The organism is Sphingomonas sp. Leaf67 (assembly GCF_001421965.1).
Taxonomy (GTDB): Bacteria; Pseudomonadota; Alphaproteobacteria; order Sphingomonadales; family Sphingomonadaceae; genus Sphingomonas.
The window spans coordinates 26,747-44,611 of sequence record NZ_LMLP01000023.1 but is presented as its reverse complement, the minus strand read 5'-3'; the positions used below and the strand labels follow the sequence as shown (position 1 = coordinate 44,611).

Here is a 17,865-nt window from a genome sequence, read left to right as displayed (position 1 = left end):
ATGCGCGTCAGTCGAACGAGTAGCGCAGCCCGACCGCGAAGGTCCGCGAGAGCAGGGTGGTGCCGAGGTTGAACTGGTCGGCATTGCCGGCATCCTCGAACCGGTAATAATTCTGCTGCGTCTGGCTGGTCAGATTGACCGCGTCGAGCGTCAGCCCCAGCCGGTTGGTGACCGCATAGGTCAGCTGAAAGTCGAGGCTGCTTTCGGGACGCCGCCAGACGCCGATCGGATTGGCGAACAGCCGCGCTTCGTTGTTGGCGAGGAACGCCTTGCGCCAGACATAGGACAGACGCGCGCCAAGGCCGCCCTTCTCATAGGCCAGCGTCGCATTGTACGACAGGTCCGACACGCCGAAGAAGGCCGACTGCGTCTCGCCCGTCACATTGCCGGCACTGTCGGTCAACGGGATGTTCTGGTTCGAATCGAGCAGCGTCAGGCTGCCCTGAAATCCGAACCCGTCGAGGATCGCGGGCAGATAGGTCGGGAAATAGGTCAGCCCCAGCTCGATCCCCTTGAGCACGCCGTTCGAGGCGTTTTCGGGACGGGTGACGGCGAAGACATTGGTGTTCAGCCCGGTATTGGGAATGGTCAGCACCGACGTCAGCGGCACGACCAGCCCGTCAATCTCCCGCCGGAACAGCGTGCCATAGATCGCGCTGCCCCGTTCAAAAAACCATTCGGCCGACAGGTCGTAATTCTTGGCGATGGTCGGGCGCAGGTTCGGATTGCCCGACGACCCGCTGCCGCGACCGATATTGGTCAGGTCGCCGACCAGATTGGGATTGGGGTTGAGATCGCCGAACGCCGGCCGGCGCAGCGTCTCGCCATAGTTGAAGCGGATGCGGAAATCGTCGGCGATGTCGTAGCGCAGCGTGGCGCTCGGCAGGAACCGGGCGGTGCCGTTCGATGCGCGGGTGACGGTGCCGTTATAGCGGTCGGTAAACACGAAATTCGTGTCGACATCGGTGTAGCGAAGGCCGGCCTGCACATGGAACGGCCGTCCGAACAGGTCGAACTGCCCATCGGCCATGGCATAGGCGCTCATGGTGATTTCGTTGATGTCGAACACGTCGGTCAGGCGCAGCTGATCCGACAGCAGGAAATTGGGCGCGACGGTGCTTTTGTACAGCTGCCGGATCGCGTCGACATTTTGGTAGATATAGGTGCCGTTGGGGACCAGCCACGACGTCGGCACGCTGGCGCGACCGTCGAAAAAGTCCTTGTTGGTCAGTTGCAGGCCCGGATCGAGATCGGAGAAGCGTCGCCCCAATGCGCCCGCATCCTGCGACCGCACCGAATCCACCGCGTTGCGATCGTCGACGCGGATGCCCGCCTTTACCCGGCGCAGGAAACCTTCGTCCCACTTATTCTCGCCGTCGAGGTGCAGGGTCTTGGCATCGCCCTTCGACCGGTTGGCATTGTCGTAGAATTCGCCGACGGTCCACCGGGTCGGATCGACCAGCAGGTCGTTATTGTCGAAATTATAGGCGGGGATGCCGTTGCGGGTGTTGAAATCGACATCGATCCGGCTGGCGATGCGGTTCAGGCGCATCGCGAGGAATTGTGTGTCGAACTGGCTGTTCTGATACGACAGATCGGCGGTGATCCGGCCGTTATCGCCCACTTTCCAATCGGCGTTGAGCGCATAGACGAAGCTGTCGGTCTTCGACCGGGTATAGTCGCCGCTGTTGAACCCGAACACGTCGCCGACCGAGCGCGCCTTGACGATGTTGGTGTCGGGATAGAGCTCGATCGTCGAGGCCGGATTGGCACCGAGCCCGCCCCACCAATCGACGAAGCTGAAGAACAGGCTGTTCTGCGTCGTCGCGCGGAACTGGTTCCAGAAGAATTCGGCGGTGTAGGTCGAACTGCTGTTCGGCGACCATTGGACCGCAGCGTTCACTGCCGGACGTTCGCGCGTGCCCGCGATGTCGGGGCTGAACACCGCGTCGCGCGAGAGATAATAGGGAACGTCCTGCCCGTTGATCCGCAACGTCGATCCGGGCGTAGTCGGCAAACCGCGTTCGAGACCCGGCTGCCAAAGCAATTGTTGCGGAGCACGGCAATCCGTCGGCGCAATCCGTTCGAGCACGGTCCAGCCGTTCGGATTGGACGGCACGCAAACATTGGCCGCGCCGCTGCCGCGCGGCAGATTGGCGGTCGTTGCGAACGGCACCATCGCACCCGCCGTCACGCTCATGTCGCGATATTTGGTGCGCGCATAGCTGCCGCTCACCAACACGCCGATATCGCCGATCCCGGTTTCCCAGCGATTGCTGATCAGCCCCGACACGTTGGGATTAATGCTGTCGGCCTGTTCGTTATAGATGCCGCGTGCGACGCCCGACAGCGCGAAGCCGTTGAAGTCGAACGGACGCCGGGTGAACACGTCGATCTGACCGGCGATGCCGGTCTCGATCTGGTCGGCGGCGCGCGTCTTGTACACGTCGATCCGCTTGACCAGGTTCGCGGGAATATCCGCCAGCGAGAAATTCTGCCCCGACGCGGTAAAGATGTTGCGCCCGTTCATCGTCGTCAGCGCATCGGGCAGACCCCGGATCGAGATCGCGGCGGCTTCACCGCCCGCCCGGTTCGTCACCTGCACGCCGCTGACGCGTTGCAACGCTTCGATCGCGTTATTGTCGGGCAGTTTGCCGACGTCCTCGGCAACGATCGAGTCGACGACCTGCGTCGCGTTGCGCTTGACGTTCAGCGCCCCGACGATCGATGCCCGCACGCCGGTGACGATGATCTCGTCGCCTTCGTCGGTGGCGGGGTCGCGCGAAACGGTGCCGTCGCCGGCCTGTTCCGGGCCATCGGCGGGAACACCGGGCGTTGCACCGGTCACCTGCGCATAGGCAGGCATGCCAAGGAACAAAGCGATTGCAGATGCCGACACCAGCATCCCGGCCCTGACGACCATGAAACTCTCCCCGATCAGACCCTTGATTGAGCCTATCTATACTCTGACAATTACCGTGAGGACGGGGGAATGCAATGGGGACGATATGAAAAATGTCGGCGACGTTGCACTTCGGTCGCACGTCGCGACTGGCGCGCTTCGATTGGGTTCGTGCCTGATTAGCCTCCGATTTTATACAGCGGCATCGAACAGGCCGCGCCCCGGCAAGCTCAATCAGTGTCTGCGATGATAGCGATACCATTGGCAGGATTGCACCATCGCCGGTTGACGTCCTTCCAAAAGTCAGACAATTCTTTCCTGAAGACGCAGCGATGCCAAACCGTCAGTCAGGACCGTCCATGCCGAACCCCGTCACGCCCCCGATCCCGCACGGCACCGGACCCGGCCGGGTCCTGTCGATCAGCCGCCGGAGCCTGATGATCGGTGCCAGCCTTTTGCCGTTCGGCACATCGGCGTTCGCGGCGACTCGAGCGATGCGTCGGGTTGAACCGATCCCCGCCCGATTCGTGACGTTGCAGCCATCGCCCTTCGCCGATGCCTTCGCCGCCAATCGCCGCTATCTGCTCGATCTCGACCCAGAACGGCTGCTGCATAATTTCTATATCTCGGCGGGGCTGCCCGCGCCGAAGCCGGTCTATGGCGGTTGGGAGGCGCAGGGGATTGCCGGGCACAGCCTTGGCCACTGGCTGTCGGCCTGTGCGCTGACCGTCGCCAATACCGGCGACGCAGCGGTCGCGGCGCGGCTCGACCATGCGCTGAAGGAGATGGCACGGATTCAGGCGGCGCATGGCGACGGCTATGTCGGCGGCACGACCGTCGAGCGCGACGGCCGGACGGTCGACGGCAAGATCGTGTTCGAGGAGTTGCGTCGCGGCGATATCCGCAGCAACGGGTTCGACCTGAACGGCGGCTGGGTGCCGCTCTATACGTGGCACAAGGTTCATGCCGGGCTGATCGACGCGCATGTGCTGGCGCGCAATGCTCGGGCCATGCCGATACTGCTCGGCATGGCCGGCTATTTGGCCGGCGTGCTCGAACCGCGCTCCGACGAACAGATGCAGCGCATTCTGGCGGCCGAGCATGGCGGGCTGAACGAAAGCTATGCTGATACCTATGCGCTGACCGGCGATGCCCGCTGGCTGCGGATGGCGGAGAAGATCCGGCACAAGGCGGTGCTCGACCCGCTGACCGCCGGGCAGGACCGGCTGGCCGGGCTGCACGCCAACACGCAGATCCCGAAGGTGATCGGCCTTGCCCGCCTCTACGAACTGACCGGCGCGCCGGCCCATGCGGCGGCGGCGCGCTTCTTTCACCAGCGGGTGACCGGGCATCACAGCTATGTCATCGGCGGCAATTCGGAACGCGAGCATTTCGGCCAGCCCGACCAGCTGTCGAACCGACTGGGCGAGGCGACGTGCGAGGCGTGCAACAGCTATAACATGCTGAAGCTGACCCGGCATCTCTATGGCTGGCAGCCAGAGGCACGCTGGTTCGATTTCTACGAACGGGTGCAGATCAACCACATGCTCGCCCATCAGCGGCCACGAGACGGCCGCTTCGTCTATTTCATGCCGTTGGCGGCGGGGGCGCGGCGGACCTATTCCAGCCCCGAAGACAGTTTCTGGTGCTGTGTCGGATCGGGGATGGAGAGCCATGCCAAACATGCCGATTCGATCTGGTGGCAGGATGCGGACACGCTGTACCTGAACCTGTTCGTGCCATCGAAGCTCGACTGGAGCGAACGGGGACTGGCGGTCGATCTCGATACCGCGATGCCGCTGAAGGGCGATGCGACGCTCACCGTCCGGCGCGCGCCGCGCGGCAGGCAGGCGATCGCGATCCGCCTGCCCGGCTGGGCGAAGGACCCGGTCGTGGCGCTGAACGGACAGGCGATCGCGCCAGTCGTGCGCGGCGGCTATGCGGTGATCGACCGGCGGTGGCGCGCGGGCGATACCGTCGCGCTGACGCTGCCGATGACGCTGGCGACCGAAGCGACGCCCGACGATCCGACGATCGTCGCCTTCACCTATGGTCCGCTGGTGCTCGCCGCCGATATGGGCAGCGAGGCGAAGCCGTTCGACAGCACCGGGCCGGCACTGGTCAACGACGGCGCGATCGCCGACAGCCTGACGCCGGCGGGCGACAACCGCTTCACCGCGACCGGCGCGCTGGGCGAAACGCTGACCTTCCGCCCCTTCTATTCGCAATGGGACCGGCGGACGGCGGTGTATCTGCCGACCTTCACCAGCGATCGCTGGGCGGCGGCGCGGGGCGAGTATGTGCGGGCGCAGGCCGAGGCACGGACGCTCGGCCGCCGCACCGTCGACACGCTGTACATGGGCGAGATGCAGCCGGAGCGCGACCATCAGCTGGTACCGGGCGGCAGCGAGGTCGTGAACTGGTCGGGACGGTCGGCGCGGCGCATCAAACCCGGCCAGACACTGGGCATGACGCTGGCCCGGCGACCGGGACCGGCGGTGCTGCGGCTGCTGATCTGGGGCCGCGATGTCGATCGCGCGATCGATATCGCCCTCGACGGCGCACCGCTCGCCACCGCGACGCACAAGGAGCCGGCGGCGGACCGGTTCGTCGCGCTCGACTATCCGATCCCGTCGGCAGGAGCGCAGGGCCGCCCGGCGGCGACCATCACCCTGACCGCGAAGCGGGGGGATGCAGTGATCTACGAAGTGCGGATGCTCACCGCCGAAGACGCCGCGCCGGTGACGTCGGTCTAGCGTCCGTTTGAAAATGCGCCGTGGCGCATTTTTGCGGTGCCGGCCCGCTCCCCCTCCCGGCCACCCATTAAAATACCGTGTGGGTGGCCGGGCGGGGGAGCGGGCCGGCACCGCCTGCGAAACTCGCTTTACCGCGAGTTTTCAAACAGCCTCTTAGCGCCGCTTCCACACGTCCGGCCGGGCATCGATCACGGTCGCGATCATCGCAGCGATCCTTGCGTCGTCGGCCAGGTCGGGATGATAGTGACAGCCGCCGAAATTAAGGCCGGTTACCGGCACGACCGCAAGGCGCGTCTCGCCGGTCGCGCGGAGTTTGGTCGCGACCTGCTGCACCTCGCGCAGGATCTCGCCATCGGCGAGGTCGGTCGCCCATAGCACGAACAGGGCGTTCGGGTCGCGGCGGCGCAACCCCTGGACGAAGGCGACATAGCGCGCTTCGTAATCGGCATGGAGCGCGGCGCGATCGGCCCAGCGTTCGCCGGACTTCAGCGGCGTCGAAAAGTCGTTGGTGCCGAGTGCGATGACGATGACCTGCGGGTGCCAGCTCGCGTCGTCGGCCGGGGTCTTTGCGTCGAACAGCGCGTAGGGATAGGCCTGCGGCACGGTCGGTGCTGCGAAGCCACCATAGTTGCGAACGATGCCCCGCCCGGAAATGGCGTTGACGCGGATATCGGCACCGTAGCGTTTGCCGAGGCGACCGGCGATCCCCTGCGACGTGTCGGTCGTTTCCCACACCTGCACCTCGGTGCAGTCGCGGCTGGTCGACGTGTTGCCATAGCCGACGGTGTGCGAGTCGCCGATGAATTCGATCCGGCGGGCGGCGGCCCTGGGTGCAGCAAGCGGCGTGGTGCCGGCCGGCGCGAAGAGGCCGCCCAGACCGGTCGGGCCGGCCTGCGATTCGCTGACCACGTCGACGCGGACGCGATGGCGGCCGACACCGGGCGCGGTAATGCGGTAGCGGCCGGGTTTGGGGCGGACCAGTGCGACCGGGGCCGCGCCGTCGATGCTGATGCGCAGCGAGACCTCGCCGGGACCGATCTTCAGGTCGACGGCGCGGCCTTTGAACGCGGCTTCGAGATAGGTGCCGGGCCATTGCCGCTGATACCCGCCATCGGCGGGGACGACGCGGCCGCCGATGTGGAGCGGGATCGGCCGGGTGGCGGTTTCGGCGACGGGGGCGACGGTCTGGGCCGGCGCGATGGCGGGAAGTGCCAGCAGGAAGGCAGCGATCAGGGGGCGGGGCATATCGGTCCTTCTGGTCCTCGGGCTATGCGGTTCTGGTTCGAGTGCGAAAGGACAGTTGCAAAAAGCTTGCCGGCGAACGCCGGGGGCCGGTCGGCGGACGCCGATGATGGGCCGCAAAACCTTTCCAACTGCACCATCAGCCATGGGATCGTTCGGGGGTAGCGCATCGCAACTCATTTTCTGGTGGCCGCGAGCAAGCGTAACCACTTCCGGCCGCGGAATAAACAAAAATGAAATACATATGTTGACAGCGATGCGCCGGTTCCGCAGTCTGCCGGCACAGACGGCAAGACCGGCGTAGGGATGAGGGACTGGACGGCATGACGACGATCGCACGGCGCGGATTCATCGGATCGGGCGCGCTGCTCGCCGGTTGTACCATGGCCCCTCCCCTGTCGCGGCCGACCGCCGGCGGCACCAGCGGCTTCGTGCGGCGGGACGGGATGCGGCTGTCGCTCGACGGCCGGCGCTATCGTTTCGTCGGCGGCAATATGTGGTATGCCGCCTATCTGGGTGCCGATGCGCCCTATGGCGACCGGGCACGGCTGGGCCGCGAACTCGACGCGCTGGCGGCGATGGGGGTGACGAACCTGCGCGTGCTGGCGTCGAGCGAGGAAGGGCCGCTCAAGAATTCGATCAAGCCGGGCTTTCGCGGTCCCGGCAAGGATTACAACCAGACGCTGCTCGCCGGGCTCGACTATGCGCTGGCGGAAATGGGCAAGCGCGGCATTCGCGCGGTGCTCTACCTGACCAACTTCTGGGAATGGTCGGGCGGGATGATGACGTACCTGTCCTACGTCAACGGCGGCAAATACCTCAACATGAACGATCCGGCGCATCCTTGGCCGGAATTCGCGAACTTCAATGCCCAATTCTACGGCAATCGCGCCGCCATGGACCTGTATCGCGACTGGATCCGTGCGGTCGTCGGGCGGACCAACGGCGTGACGGGCAAGCCCTACGCCGACGATCCGACGATCATGGCATGGCAGCTGTCGAACGAGCCGCGTCCGTCGGGCGACATGGCCCATGCGAACCTGCCGCAATTCTATGCGTGGGTCCGCGACAGTGCGCAGTTCATCAAGTCGATCGATCGCAACCATCTGGTCTCGACCGGCAGCGAGGGGCTGAAGGGCGGGCTGGACAGCGCGGATATCGTGCTGGCCGAACATGCCATCCCAGAGATCGACTATCTGACCGTGCATATCTGGCCCAACAACTGGGACTGGGTGAAGCAGACCGACCTCGCCAATACCGCCGCGCGTGGCGAGATGCTGACCGACCAGTATATCGCCGACCATGTCGCGCTGGCCCGCCGGCTGGACAAGCCGATGGTGATCGAGGAATTCGGCTATCCGCGCGACGGCGGCAGCAACGATCCGGCGGTGGCGACGACGTACAAGGATCGCTTCTACGGTCGCATCTATTCGGCGGCGATCAAGGACATGCAGGACGGCGGGCCGATCGCCGGCACCAATTTCTGGGCATGGAACGGCGAAGCGCGCGCGGCGCATCCCGACTACCGGTTCCAGGACGGCGACCGCCAGTATATGGGCGATCCGCCGCACGAGCCGCAGGGCTGGTACGGCATCTTCACCGGTGACACGACGATCCGGCTGGTGTCCGATCACGCCAAGGCGATTGCCGCACTGCCGGCGTGACGAGGGTGCGGGGCGGTCTTGCGCCCCGCCCCTTCCCCTGCGCAGACTGCCGGCAGCCTAGTCGGAGAAGTCCATGCGCCACCTGTTCGTCGTCCTTGCGGCATCCACCCTGCTCCCCGCCGCCGCGATCGCGCAGGATGCGCCGACCTCCGCTACGGGCAAGGAAGCGCTGACGCTGCTGACGCGCGGGATCGCGTTCAAGACGGTGCAGGGCGAGGGGCAGGTGCCGGCCTATGCCGCCTATCTGAAGCAGCAACTGGTGTCGGCGGGCTTTGCCGATGCCGACGTGACGTTCGTGCCGCTGGGCGAGACCGGCTATCTGACCGCGCGCATCGCCGGGCGCGACCGCAAGGCGAAGCCGACCGTCGTGCTGGGCCATATGGATGTGGTCGCCGCCGACGCAAAGGACTGGACCCGCGATCCGTTCACGCCGGTGGTCGAGGGTGGCTATGTCTTCGGGCGCGGCAGTCTGGACAACAAGGCGAACGTATCACTGGTCGTCGCGACGCTGATGCAGCTGAAGCGCGAGAACTGGGTGCCGAAACGCGACCTTGTGCTGGTGCTGACCGGTGACGAAGAAACCGAGATGAAGACGACGCAGGCGGCAGCGGGGGCGTTCGTCAATGCCGGGCTGGTGCTGAACGCCGATGCCGGTGGCGGCGCACTGGGCGAGGATGGCAAGCCGATCGCTTATGGCCTGCAGGCGGCGGAGAAAGTCTATGGCGACTGGCATCTGACCGTCACCGATCCCGGCGGCCATTCGAGCCGACCGGGGCCGCGCAACGCGATCGCGGTGCTGGCGAACGCGGTGGTGCGGATCGCCAACTACCGCTTCCCGCCGCAGCAGAACGAGATCACCAAGGCGTCACTCGCCGGGACCGCCGCCGCAACGCCGGGCGAGCTGGGCGCGGCGATGAAGGCGTTCGCCGCCAATCCGGCCGATACCGCCGCCGCCGACATCCTGTCCGCCGACAAACGCTATGTGGGACAAGTCCGTACGACCTGTGTGCCCACCATGTTCAACGGCGGCCATGCGCCCAACGCATTGCCGCAGCGGGCGATGGCCAACATCAACTGCCGCATCTTTCCCGGCACGCCGCGCGCCGAGATCGAGAAGAAGCTGATCGAACTGGTCGCCGACCCGACGATCGCGGTCACCTTCCGCGACAATGGCACGATCGAGGCCGGTGCCTCCCCGCTCGACCCGAAGGTCGTGTCGGCGGTCAAGACCGTGGTCGCCAAACGTGCGCCGGGTACGCCGGTCCTGCCGATGCAGGAAGCCGGCGCCACCGATTCGATGCATTTCCGGGCCAAGGGTATCCCGAGCTTCGGCGTCGGGGGTGTGTTCATGAAGCCCGGCGAAATCTTTGCCCACGGGCTGAACGAACGCGTGCCGGTGGCGACGATCGATCCGGGCGTCGTGTGGTGGGAGGAATTGCTCAAGACGCTGGGGTAGCGTCCCGACTTCGGTCTGGCGCAAACGAGACTTTTGTCAGGCTTGCGGATCTGGCCAGATCTTCACCGTACCCCGGCGAAGGCCGGGGTCCGGTTGGGATGTCTTCCCGGTAGATTACCGGCGTCCCCCAACTGGGCCGCGGCCCTCGCCAGGGTAGGCTGGAATTGTGGTCGAGCGCTGGAACGTCGCTGTCTGGCCCCTACCGAACCCCTTCCAGCCCCACGCCCACCTCGGCACGCTCCGCATAACGCGGCGCGATCCGGGCCTGCGCCCTCTGTTCATAGGCATAGCCGGCGTTCAGCACCTGCTGATCGGCACCACCCGTGCCGATGAGCGACAGCCCGACCGGTAGTCCCTGCGCCAGCCCCATCGGTACGGTCAGGTGCGGATAGCCCGCCACCGCCGGCAATTCGGACGCCGACGGGCCGCCATATTGGTCGCCGTACACCGGGTCGCTGAGCCACGCCGCGCCATAGGTCGGCTCGACCAACAGATCGACCTTCGCGGCTTTCAGCATCGCATCGATCCCTTCGGCACCCGCCAGCCGCAGCGACTTCGCCCGCGCCGCGCGATAGGCGGGGTCCTTCAGGCCCCCCGTCTTCGCCGCGGCCTCGAACGTTTCCTGTTCGAAGAACGGCATTTCGCGCGGCGCGTTCGCGCGGTTGAAGGCGATGACCTGATCGAGGGTGCGGGTCTTCACCGCCGCCGGAGTGGTTGCAAGATAGGTGTTCAGGTCGGCTTTCAACTCGGTCTGGAGCACCAGCAGTTCCGCCTCGCCCAACCCGTCGAGCTTGGGCGGCGTCACCTCGACCAGTGTCGCGCCGCCCGCGCGCAGCACCGCAAGTGCCGCGTCGAACCGCCGGGTCAGCGGCTGCGTCATCCCCTGCGGCCGGATCACGCCGATCCGCCGCCCCTTCAATGCGTCGGTCGACAGGCCAGCGACATAATCCCGAACCTCGGTCCGGGCGGTGGCGGGATCGGTCGCATCGGGTCCGGCCATCGCCGACAGCAACAGCGCCGCGTCGCGCACCGATCGCGCCATCGGCCCGGGCGTGTCCTGGCTATGGCTGATCGGCACCACCCGGCTGCGGCTGATCAGGCCCAGCGTCGGCTTGAACCCGACCAGTCCGTTGATCGACGAGGGGCAGACCACCGAGCCGTCGGTCTCGGTCCCGACCGCTGCCGCCGCGAAGCTGGCCGCGACCGCCGCACCCGATCCCGAGGACGATCCGCAGGCGGTGCGATCGAGCGCATAGGGGTTGCGCACCAGTCCGCCGACCGCGCTCCACCCGCTCATCGACCGGGTCGACCGGATATTGGCCCATTCGGACAAGTTGGTCTTGCCGAGGATCACCGCCCCCGCCCGCCGCAGATAGGCGACCAACGGCGCATCCCGCCCGGTGAAGTTGTCCCGCAACGCAAGGCTACCAGCGGTGGTAGCAACCCGGTCCCCCGTCTCGATATTATCCTTGATCAGGATCGGCACGCCATGCAGCGGCCCCCGCACCCGCCCGGCACGCCGCTCGGCATCAAGCGCCGCCGCCTGTTGCAACGCATCCGGGTTCAGCGCGATGACGCTGCGCAGCGTCGGGCCGGCGCGATCCATCGCCGCGATCCGGGCGAGATAGGCGCGGGTGACCGCGACGCTGTCGGTGGCGCCCGCGCGCATCTGCGCCTGCAATTGATCGATCGACACTTCCTCGACCCGCTGCGCGGTAGCGGGCGTCGCGATCGCCAGCGTCGTCGCGGCGAGACCGATCCATCCGTAGCAGCGCATCGCAATCCTTCCCGTCATTTGGGAGCATGCTAACGCGGATAGCGATGCGCGCAATGGCCGTAGATCAACCGGACGGCGGCGGTCATCCGAACCTCGACGACCTATCTGCAGGAACCGGGCATCGAGACGGGCACCGTGCGGTTCGCGCGGCCCCGGCAGCAAGGTTCACGCATTGGCCGGGCGGACCGCGGCCGGTTTGCCAAAATTCGGTACGGCGAAAAGCCACTGCACCGCCTTCGATCGCTCCGCTGCGACCGACAGGATCAGTCCGACCGACAATGCGAACACGATGCTGGCGAGGACAATAATGTCGGTATTGGTGACACCAAGCCGGACCGCCATGACGTCGAACAGATAAATGGCCGGGAAATGGCTGACATAAAATTTCAGCGAATTGCGGCCGACATAATTGGGTAGGTGCGTCCAGCGATGATCCACGACCTTACGCGACAGATGGCATGCCGCGATCACGAAGGCGAGGGTCAGCGCGATGAACGCCGGTCCGGACTTAAAGTCGAAATAGGCGGCAAAGGCGCCGCCGATCGCGGCGACTACTGCCGCGAACAGGCTTTCGCGCCGATCGGTGAGGGCGAGGAAGGCATCCCAATGCCGACCCGCAAATGCGCCGAGGAAGAAGAAGGTCATCAGGTAGAACATGCGCGTATGCACGACGATGCCGGGCGACCCGAACGACACCAGCACCGCAATTCCGAAGATAGCCGCCCCGACAACGAAAAAGTTGAACGACTTCACAAGATAGGCAACGAAATAGAAAATCCCGATGAAGTAAAGAAACCAGAGGTAACTTCCAGCATTCAGGAGACTGAAGATAGCCGAGACGCTGCCAACGTCGCGGGAAAAGACGATGGCCGTGACGGCCGACCAGATCAGATAGGGCCACCAGACACTGCGTAGTTTGCCGAGGAAGTAGGTACCCGACCCCTTCTTCAGCGATTTTGGCAGCAACAAGCCAGACAGGAACATCAGCGTCGGCATTCGGTAAAGCGCGAAGAAATCGGTGATTTCTTTCAGCCAAGCCGGTGGTACCAGATCGACACGACTAAGGATGGCCACCGAATGGAATGCCACGACCAGCAGGATTGCCAGACCGCGCAGCAAATCCATCCACGATTGGCGGGGTGCCCGCCCTTCGCTACGTTCTGCCTGCTTCATTACCGTCATGATCGCTGCCCCGTCCTCTGCACCCCCCGATGCAATCAACAGCGGCAACATCAGATATGCGCAAGAATGTCCAGTATATTTGTTATCAAATAAGATCCGACATCAAACATATCGGCCGGTTCGTTTTCGGGATGATACAGGATAATCCAACACTGGAGATAAAGGGACCTAATTTTTATGATCTTAGGCCCGGAAAATCTGGAACGCCAGAAACACAGCCACTTGCCGTACCAAGTTATCAAACGTATCCACCTGATAACGCTTCGCCGATTCGAGCTAAGATATCCGGATCGACACCGACGTTGCCGAATTATCGGAATCTAGAGAAATTTTGTCAGAACCGGCCGCGGAAAGCGTCCAGATCCAGGCCGCTTTGCTCTGGTCGCGCGAGCATACCGGCTTACCGGCCGCCCGCCCGCGCTTCGCGCAACATCGAGACACCGCGAACCCGGTACCGGTCGAGGTGCAGGATGGCGCGCCTGACCGCTGACTGCATCGGCATTTCGTACAAGCGGAAGCTGAGCGATGCCACGCCGACGATCGCGACCAGAATGACAACGATCTGCAGAGCAATCGGGACGTTCCATAGCTGCAGCGCATTCCGGACCGTGTCGGCGACCGGCTCATGCAGCAGGTAGATCGAGAAGCTATACGCTCCGAGCCGCCGCATGACCGGGTTCGCAAAGAAGACGCGCGCGAACTTCGTATCGATCGTGAAGGACAGCACGAACGCACCGAACAGCAACGCCATCGGCAGGCTTTCGTAAACACGTCCGCGCTCCCATCCGAAGCCGGTCTTGGTCGGATCGGTCGAGACGAACTCCACGAAGATCGACAGCATCAGAACGATCCCCAGACACTGGACGATCGTCGCCGAACGCTTGTCGATCCGGTCGAACTGCACGTAGCGGCACAACACCGCCGCGCCGACGCCCGCGAGGAAAATCGGGAGCGAATTGAAGACGGTGATGCCGGGGAACATCGGTTGCAGGACGAACATCGCCGCCAGCCCGAACCCGAAGACCGGCAGATAGCGCAGGACGTGCCGCCGCGCGACGACATACCAGAGACCGACGAACACGACATAGAATTCGACTTCGGGCGGGATCGACCAGAAGACATATTTGCTGCCGACAAACAGCAGGTGCTTCACCGTATCGAAGGTCGTCAGATAATAGACGAAGTCGCTGCCGAAGATCTTCGACGCGATATAGGAGCCGATGATCACCGCATAGAACAGTGGAATCACCCGCGCGATGCGCGACGCCATGAAATGGGTCACGGCGGCTGCGTCGAACGGCCGGAACAGGTAGAGATGGCCCATCAGGAAGCCGCTGAGGACGAAGAAGATCATCACCCCGAACGTGCCCGAATGCGGGATATGATCCTCGGACAGGCCGAGGGTCTGAAAATGGGAAACCACGACCAACAGCGCGGCAGCGCCCCGGAGCCCGTCGAGCGCCGGAATATGCGCCGGCTTCCGGATCGGCACGTCCGTCGGTGCCTCCCCATGATGGTCTGACCGCGCCAATTCCATGTCTTCTTCCCCCGAAGTTGTTGCCGCCCCTCCCAAAAAGCTGACCGGGGCGCAGTGACATACAACCCCCTTTTATTTCAACTCATTTTTCGCAACGGCTTCGAAATGGATTTAATTCTTTCGTGATTCTGGCCGCTTGGTCCGGCCAGCCGTAGCAATACTTTCGACTGATGTAGCGTGATCGCGCCAGTACGCATCGAATACGGGACAGACCGTTTCCCGGCGCAACGATTATGCGCCGGAATTAGGAGGCGTAGCGCGGCAAGGAACATGCATGCCCAAACGCCCATCGAGCCGAGAGAATCGACGAGCAACGAAAAAGCCCGCCAGGCTTTCACCTGACGGGCTTTCTAAATGGTGGGCGCGGCAAGGATTGAACTTGCGACCCCTGCGATGTCAACACAGTGCTCTACCACTGAGCTACGCGCCCGGCGCTCTCTCTGTTGCCGGAGAGAGCGAAACCGGAGTGGCGCTGTTAGCGGCGCGGTTGCCGCCTGACAAGCGCTTAATTGCTGGTCGGCACTCTTTCTTCCCCGAACAGCCGGTCGACCTCGGCAACCAGTTCGCGCAGGTGGAACGGCTTGGACAGGATACGGGCATGCGGCACCTGTCGTCCGGCCTTGAGCGTGACTGCCGCGAAACCGGTGATAAACATGACGCGCAGGTCGGGGACCATCTCGCCGGCGCGCTGCGCCAGTTCGATGCCGTCCATCTCCGGCATGACGATGTCGGTCAGCAACAGGTCAAAGGTTTCGGTCCGCAGCAGCGGGATCGCCGCCGTGCCGCGATCGACCGCGCTGACGCCATAGCCGGCACGTTCCAGCGCGCGCGTAAGATACTCGCGCATCACCTGGTCGTCTTCGGCCAGCAAAATCCTGTACATCCCAACCCCTTCGACCCGAGCCCGGACAGTATGCCGTTCCGGGTTAAGATTTTCCAGCGATATGCTCGACAACTGCGGCGGGCCGTGATCCTGTACGGGACATGATCCCCGCCCCCCTGTCCTTTCGCCGTTTCGGTCCGGCCGATCCGGTGTCGCCCGTGGTGGTGTCGGTGCCCCATGCCGGACGCGACTATCCGCCGGCGATGCTGTCGCTGTTGACCGTGCCGGTCGCGCGGCTGACGGCGCTGGAGGACCGGTATGTCGATGCGGTCGCGCAGGGTGCGCGCCGCGACGAAACGATGCTGGTGGCGACGCGGGCGCGGGGCTGGATCGACCTCAATCGGTCGCCGGTGCGCGACCGCGATCCGCAGGTCGATGCGGGCGCGGACCCACGCGACGCCGGTCGCGCCGCATCGGACAAGGTCCGCAGCGGCATCGGGCTGATCCCCCGCCGCGCCGGGGGCGCCGACAATATGTGGCGGCGCAAGCTGACCGATGCGGAAGTAATCGAGCGAATCGCAACGGATCATACCCCGTATCACGCGGCGGTCGCGGCGGCACTGGCGGCGGCGCATGCCCGATTTGGCATCGCGATCCTGCTCGACCTGCACTCGATGCCGACTCTGGTCGGGCTGACGCCGGCGCAGATCGTGCTCGGCGACCGGTACGGGCGGAGCGCGGGCGGGCAGCTGACCGAATCGATCGCAGCGGTGGTACGCCATCGCGGGTTGCCGCTGGCGATCAACCATCCCTATGCCGGCGGCCACATCCTGTCGGAACACGCCCGGCCGCGGGCGGACATTCATGCGCTGCAACTGGAGATCGACCGCAGCCTGTATCTCGACGATGCACTCGACCGGCCCGGTGCCGGCCTCGGCGAGATGATCGCGTTGGTGCGGGCCGTGCTCGACCGGGCATCAGACATCGCGCTGAATACGACGCGCCGCATCGCAGCGGAATAGCCGAAGAAAAAAGCCACCCCGTGTACAACACGGAGTGGCCAAGGTTCAGGGAGGAGGCGCGTGAAACGCGCCGCACGGTCCAACGAAAGGGGGGACATCGAACCGTGTAACCAGTATTTAGGGAGCTGTCCGGACGGCTTCAAGAGCCTTTTTACATTTGACCGTGACTTTATCGCAACGCATCTCAGCGCGCCCGCCGCCCGCCCGGCAGCATGCGCGAAACGATGCCGTCGCGCAGCAGGAACTGGTGCCGCAGCGCCGCGCCGACATGGAGCGCGACCAGTCCGGCCATCAGGAACCCGACGACTTCGTGGACCTCATGTCCGGCCCCGGCAACCGCGGGCGTGATCGGCAGATACGGGATCGGGAACAGCCCGAACCAATCGAGCGGGTAGCGCTTGGCCCCCGACGCCATCGCCCAACCGCTCAGCGGCAGGACGACCAGCAAAATATAGAACAGGCGATGCGTCCAGCTCGCCGCCAGCCGCTCCCAACCCGCGACAAAGGCGGGCAGTGGCGGCGGCGGGTTGGCGATGCGCCAGGCGATGCGCCCGGCGGTCAGCACCAGCACGGTGATGCCGACCGCCTTGTGAACGCCCATCGATCCGCCGACCAGGCCGATCCACAGATTCACCAGCACGAGCAGCGCGATCGTCCAGTGAAAGAAGATCGCACCGCGCGAATAGCGCTGGGCGTGGAACGGCCGGGTGCCGCGCATTAGAAAGTGGGAACCGCTGCCGGCTGCGCCTGCACCTTGCCCTGTCGCATCTGCCGCGCGAACACGTCACGCATCAGCGACAGCGAAAACAGGTGCGCGAAGATCAGCGGCAACATCCCCGACTGCTGCATCTTGCGCAGTTGATCGCCGCGCAGTTCGTTCAGCTTTTCCTCCGAAATCATCTGGAAACCGCGATAGACGAACGGCTGGTCGTTGCCTTCTTGCTGGATCGACACTTCGCCGTCCATCAGAAGGCCCATATCCTTGATCTCCTTCATGAACATGCCGGTCTTCTGGCCGGCCTGCTCGAACTGCTCGTTGAAGGCGAGGATCTGCTTGGTGACTTCGCTGGGCTGGTCGCCATCGAACAGCGGCTCGCCTTCCTCGAACGGGCCGATCACGTCCGACGTCGGATCGAAGCACAGCGACAGCTCGTCCGTATCGGGGCGCAGGCGCGCGAGGAGATACGGGTAGCGACGGATATAGGCCGGAATATAGGTTTCCGGGTCGATCAGCCGGCCATCGTCGTCGAGGAACGTGTTGACGCCTTCGTTCAGCCCCATCAGCGCCAGCGGCACAGGATCGTCACCGACCGAGAACACGATCGGCATCCGGCGCTGCACCAGCGGAAATTCTTCTACGGTGACGGGAATCGCATGCTGCCCGGTCAGGAACGGCGCACGATCCGACGAACGGACCTTCCAATTGCCGTGCGTCTGACTCGAAAGCGGTTCGAGCCGATTGTAGAACAGCGGAAGCGGTTGATTCTGCGGCGCGCTGGCCATT

12 protein-coding genes and 1 tRNA gene are annotated in these 17,865 nt (G+C 64.6%); 4 read left to right on the top strand and 9 right to left on the bottom strand.

Annotation, left to right across the window (positions count from 1 at the left end):
- Window positions 1-7: 7 nt before the first annotated feature.
- Window positions 8-2,923, bottom strand: coding sequence for a TonB-dependent receptor (locus ASE90_RS16185; protein WP_056003200.1), 2,916 nt, complete (start codon window positions 2,921-2,923; stop codon window positions 8-10).
- 338 nt (window positions 2,924-3,261) lie between these two features.
- Here ASE90_RS16185 and ASE90_RS16180 point away from each other — a divergent pair, with 338 nt between their 5' ends.
- Window positions 3,262-5,658: a glycoside hydrolase family 127 protein gene (locus tag ASE90_RS16180; RefSeq protein ID WP_056003197.1), complete on the top strand. Its 2,397-nt coding sequence runs from the start codon at window positions 3,262-3,264 to the stop codon at window positions 5,656-5,658.
- A 153-nt stretch (window positions 5,659-5,811) separates the two neighbouring features.
- Here ASE90_RS16180 and ASE90_RS16175 read toward each other — a convergent pair whose 3' ends face one another.
- Entirely contained in the window at window positions 5,812-6,903 is a 1,092-nt protein-coding gene (locus ASE90_RS16175; RefSeq protein WP_056003195.1) for an SGNH/GDSL hydrolase family protein, read from the bottom strand.
- 320 nt (window positions 6,904-7,223) lie between these two features.
- Between ASE90_RS16175 and ASE90_RS16170 the strand changes: the two genes are divergently transcribed.
- Together ASE90_RS16170 and ASE90_RS16165 are read left to right on the top strand one after the other, a co-directional pair.
- Window positions 7,224-8,564, top strand: a complete 1,341-nt coding sequence (locus tag ASE90_RS16170; RefSeq protein ID WP_056003192.1) for a glycoside hydrolase 5 family protein — start codon at window positions 7,224-7,226, stop codon at window positions 8,562-8,564.
- Between the two features lie 73 nt (window positions 8,565-8,637).
- The gene (locus tag ASE90_RS16165; RefSeq protein ID WP_056003189.1) at window positions 8,638-10,020 is read left to right on the top strand and encodes a M20/M25/M40 family metallo-hydrolase; all 1,383 of its coding nucleotides are present in this window, start codon (window positions 8,638-8,640) and stop codon (window positions 10,018-10,020) included.
- Window positions 10,021-10,219: 199 nt separating this feature from the next.
- Here the strand turns inward: ASE90_RS16165 and ASE90_RS16160 are convergent, their stop codons facing one another.
- From ASE90_RS16160 to cpdR, 5 genes are all read right to left on the bottom strand, one after another.
- Window positions 10,220-11,797 carry an amidase gene (locus ASE90_RS16160; protein ID WP_056003186.1) on the bottom strand — a complete coding sequence of 526 codons (1,578 nt, stop codon included), beginning with the start codon at window positions 11,795-11,797 and terminating at the stop codon, window positions 10,220-10,222.
- Window positions 11,798-11,962: 165 nt separating this feature from the next.
- Complete coding sequence (locus tag ASE90_RS16155) at window positions 11,963-13,030, bottom strand: acyltransferase family protein (RefSeq protein WP_082449882.1); 1,068 nt, start codon at window positions 13,028-13,030, stop codon at window positions 11,963-11,965.
- A 349-nt stretch (window positions 13,031-13,379) separates the two neighbouring features.
- Window positions 13,380-14,471, bottom strand: a complete 1,092-nt coding sequence (locus ASE90_RS16150) for an acyltransferase family protein (protein WP_162235108.1) — start codon at window positions 14,469-14,471, stop codon at window positions 13,380-13,382.
- Window positions 14,472-14,871: 400 nt separating this feature from the next.
- Window positions 14,872-14,946: transfer RNA gene (locus ASE90_RS16145), tRNA-Val, on the bottom strand.
- Window positions 14,947-15,021: 75 nt separating this feature from the next.
- Entirely contained in the window at window positions 15,022-15,399 is a 378-nt protein-coding gene (gene cpdR, locus ASE90_RS16140) for a cell cycle two-component system response regulator CpdR (RefSeq protein WP_056003177.1), read from the bottom strand.
- Window positions 15,400-15,500: 101 nt separating this feature from the next.
- Here cpdR and ASE90_RS16135 point away from each other — a divergent pair, with 101 nt between their 5' ends.
- Window positions 15,501-16,361, top strand: a complete 861-nt coding sequence (locus ASE90_RS16135; RefSeq protein WP_056003173.1) for an N-formylglutamate amidohydrolase — start codon at window positions 15,501-15,503, stop codon at window positions 16,359-16,361.
- Between the two features lie 184 nt (window positions 16,362-16,545).
- Here ASE90_RS16135 and ASE90_RS16130 read toward each other — a convergent pair whose 3' ends face one another.
- Window positions 16,546-17,079: a cytochrome b gene (locus ASE90_RS16130; protein WP_056003171.1), complete on the bottom strand. Its 534-nt coding sequence runs from the start codon at window positions 17,077-17,079 to the stop codon at window positions 16,546-16,548.
- Complete coding sequence (locus ASE90_RS16125; RefSeq protein WP_056003168.1) at window positions 17,079-17,864, bottom strand: SapC family protein; 786 nt, start codon at window positions 17,862-17,864, stop codon at window positions 17,079-17,081. The genes ASE90_RS16130 and ASE90_RS16125 overlap by 1 nt, the downstream gene beginning before the upstream one ends.
- Between the last annotated feature and the right edge of the window lies 1 nt (window position 17,865).

Excerpts from the sequence above, each read along its gene's own strand:
- ASE90_RS16185 (WP_056003200.1), bottom strand. The coding sequence starts at position 2,923 with ATGGTCGTCAGGGCCGGGATGCTGGTGTCGGCATCTGCAATCGCTTTG.
- ASE90_RS16180 (WP_056003197.1), top strand. The coding sequence starts at position 3,262 with ATGCCGAACCCCGTCACGCCCCCGATCCCGCACGGCACCGGACCCGGC.
- ASE90_RS16175 (WP_056003195.1), bottom strand. The coding sequence starts at position 6,903 with ATGCCCCGCCCCCTGATCGCTGCCTTCCTGCTGGCACTTCCCGCCATC.
- ASE90_RS16170 (WP_056003192.1), top strand. The coding sequence starts at position 7,224 with ATGACGACGATCGCACGGCGCGGATTCATCGGATCGGGCGCGCTGCTC.
- ASE90_RS16165 (WP_056003189.1), top strand. The coding sequence starts at position 8,638 with ATGCGCCACCTGTTCGTCGTCCTTGCGGCATCCACCCTGCTCCCCGCC.
- ASE90_RS16160 (WP_056003186.1), bottom strand. The coding sequence starts at position 11,797 with ATGCGCTGCTACGGATGGATCGGTCTCGCCGCGACGACGCTGGCGATC.
- ASE90_RS16155 (WP_082449882.1), bottom strand. The coding sequence starts at position 13,030 with ATGTTGCCGCTGTTGATTGCATCGGGGGGTGCAGAGGACGGGGCAGCG.
- cpdR (WP_056003177.1), bottom strand. The coding sequence starts at position 15,399 with ATGTACAGGATTTTGCTGGCCGAAGACGACCAGGTGATGCGCGAGTAT.
- ASE90_RS16135 (WP_056003173.1), top strand. The coding sequence starts at position 15,501 with ATGATCCCCGCCCCCCTGTCCTTTCGCCGTTTCGGTCCGGCCGATCCG.
- ASE90_RS16130 (WP_056003171.1), bottom strand. The coding sequence starts at position 17,079 with ATGCGCGGCACCCGGCCGTTCCACGCCCAGCGCTATTCGCGCGGTGCG.
- ASE90_RS16125 (WP_056003168.1), bottom strand. The coding sequence starts at position 17,864 with ATGGCCAGCGCGCCGCAGAATCAACCGCTTCCGCTGTTCTACAATCGG.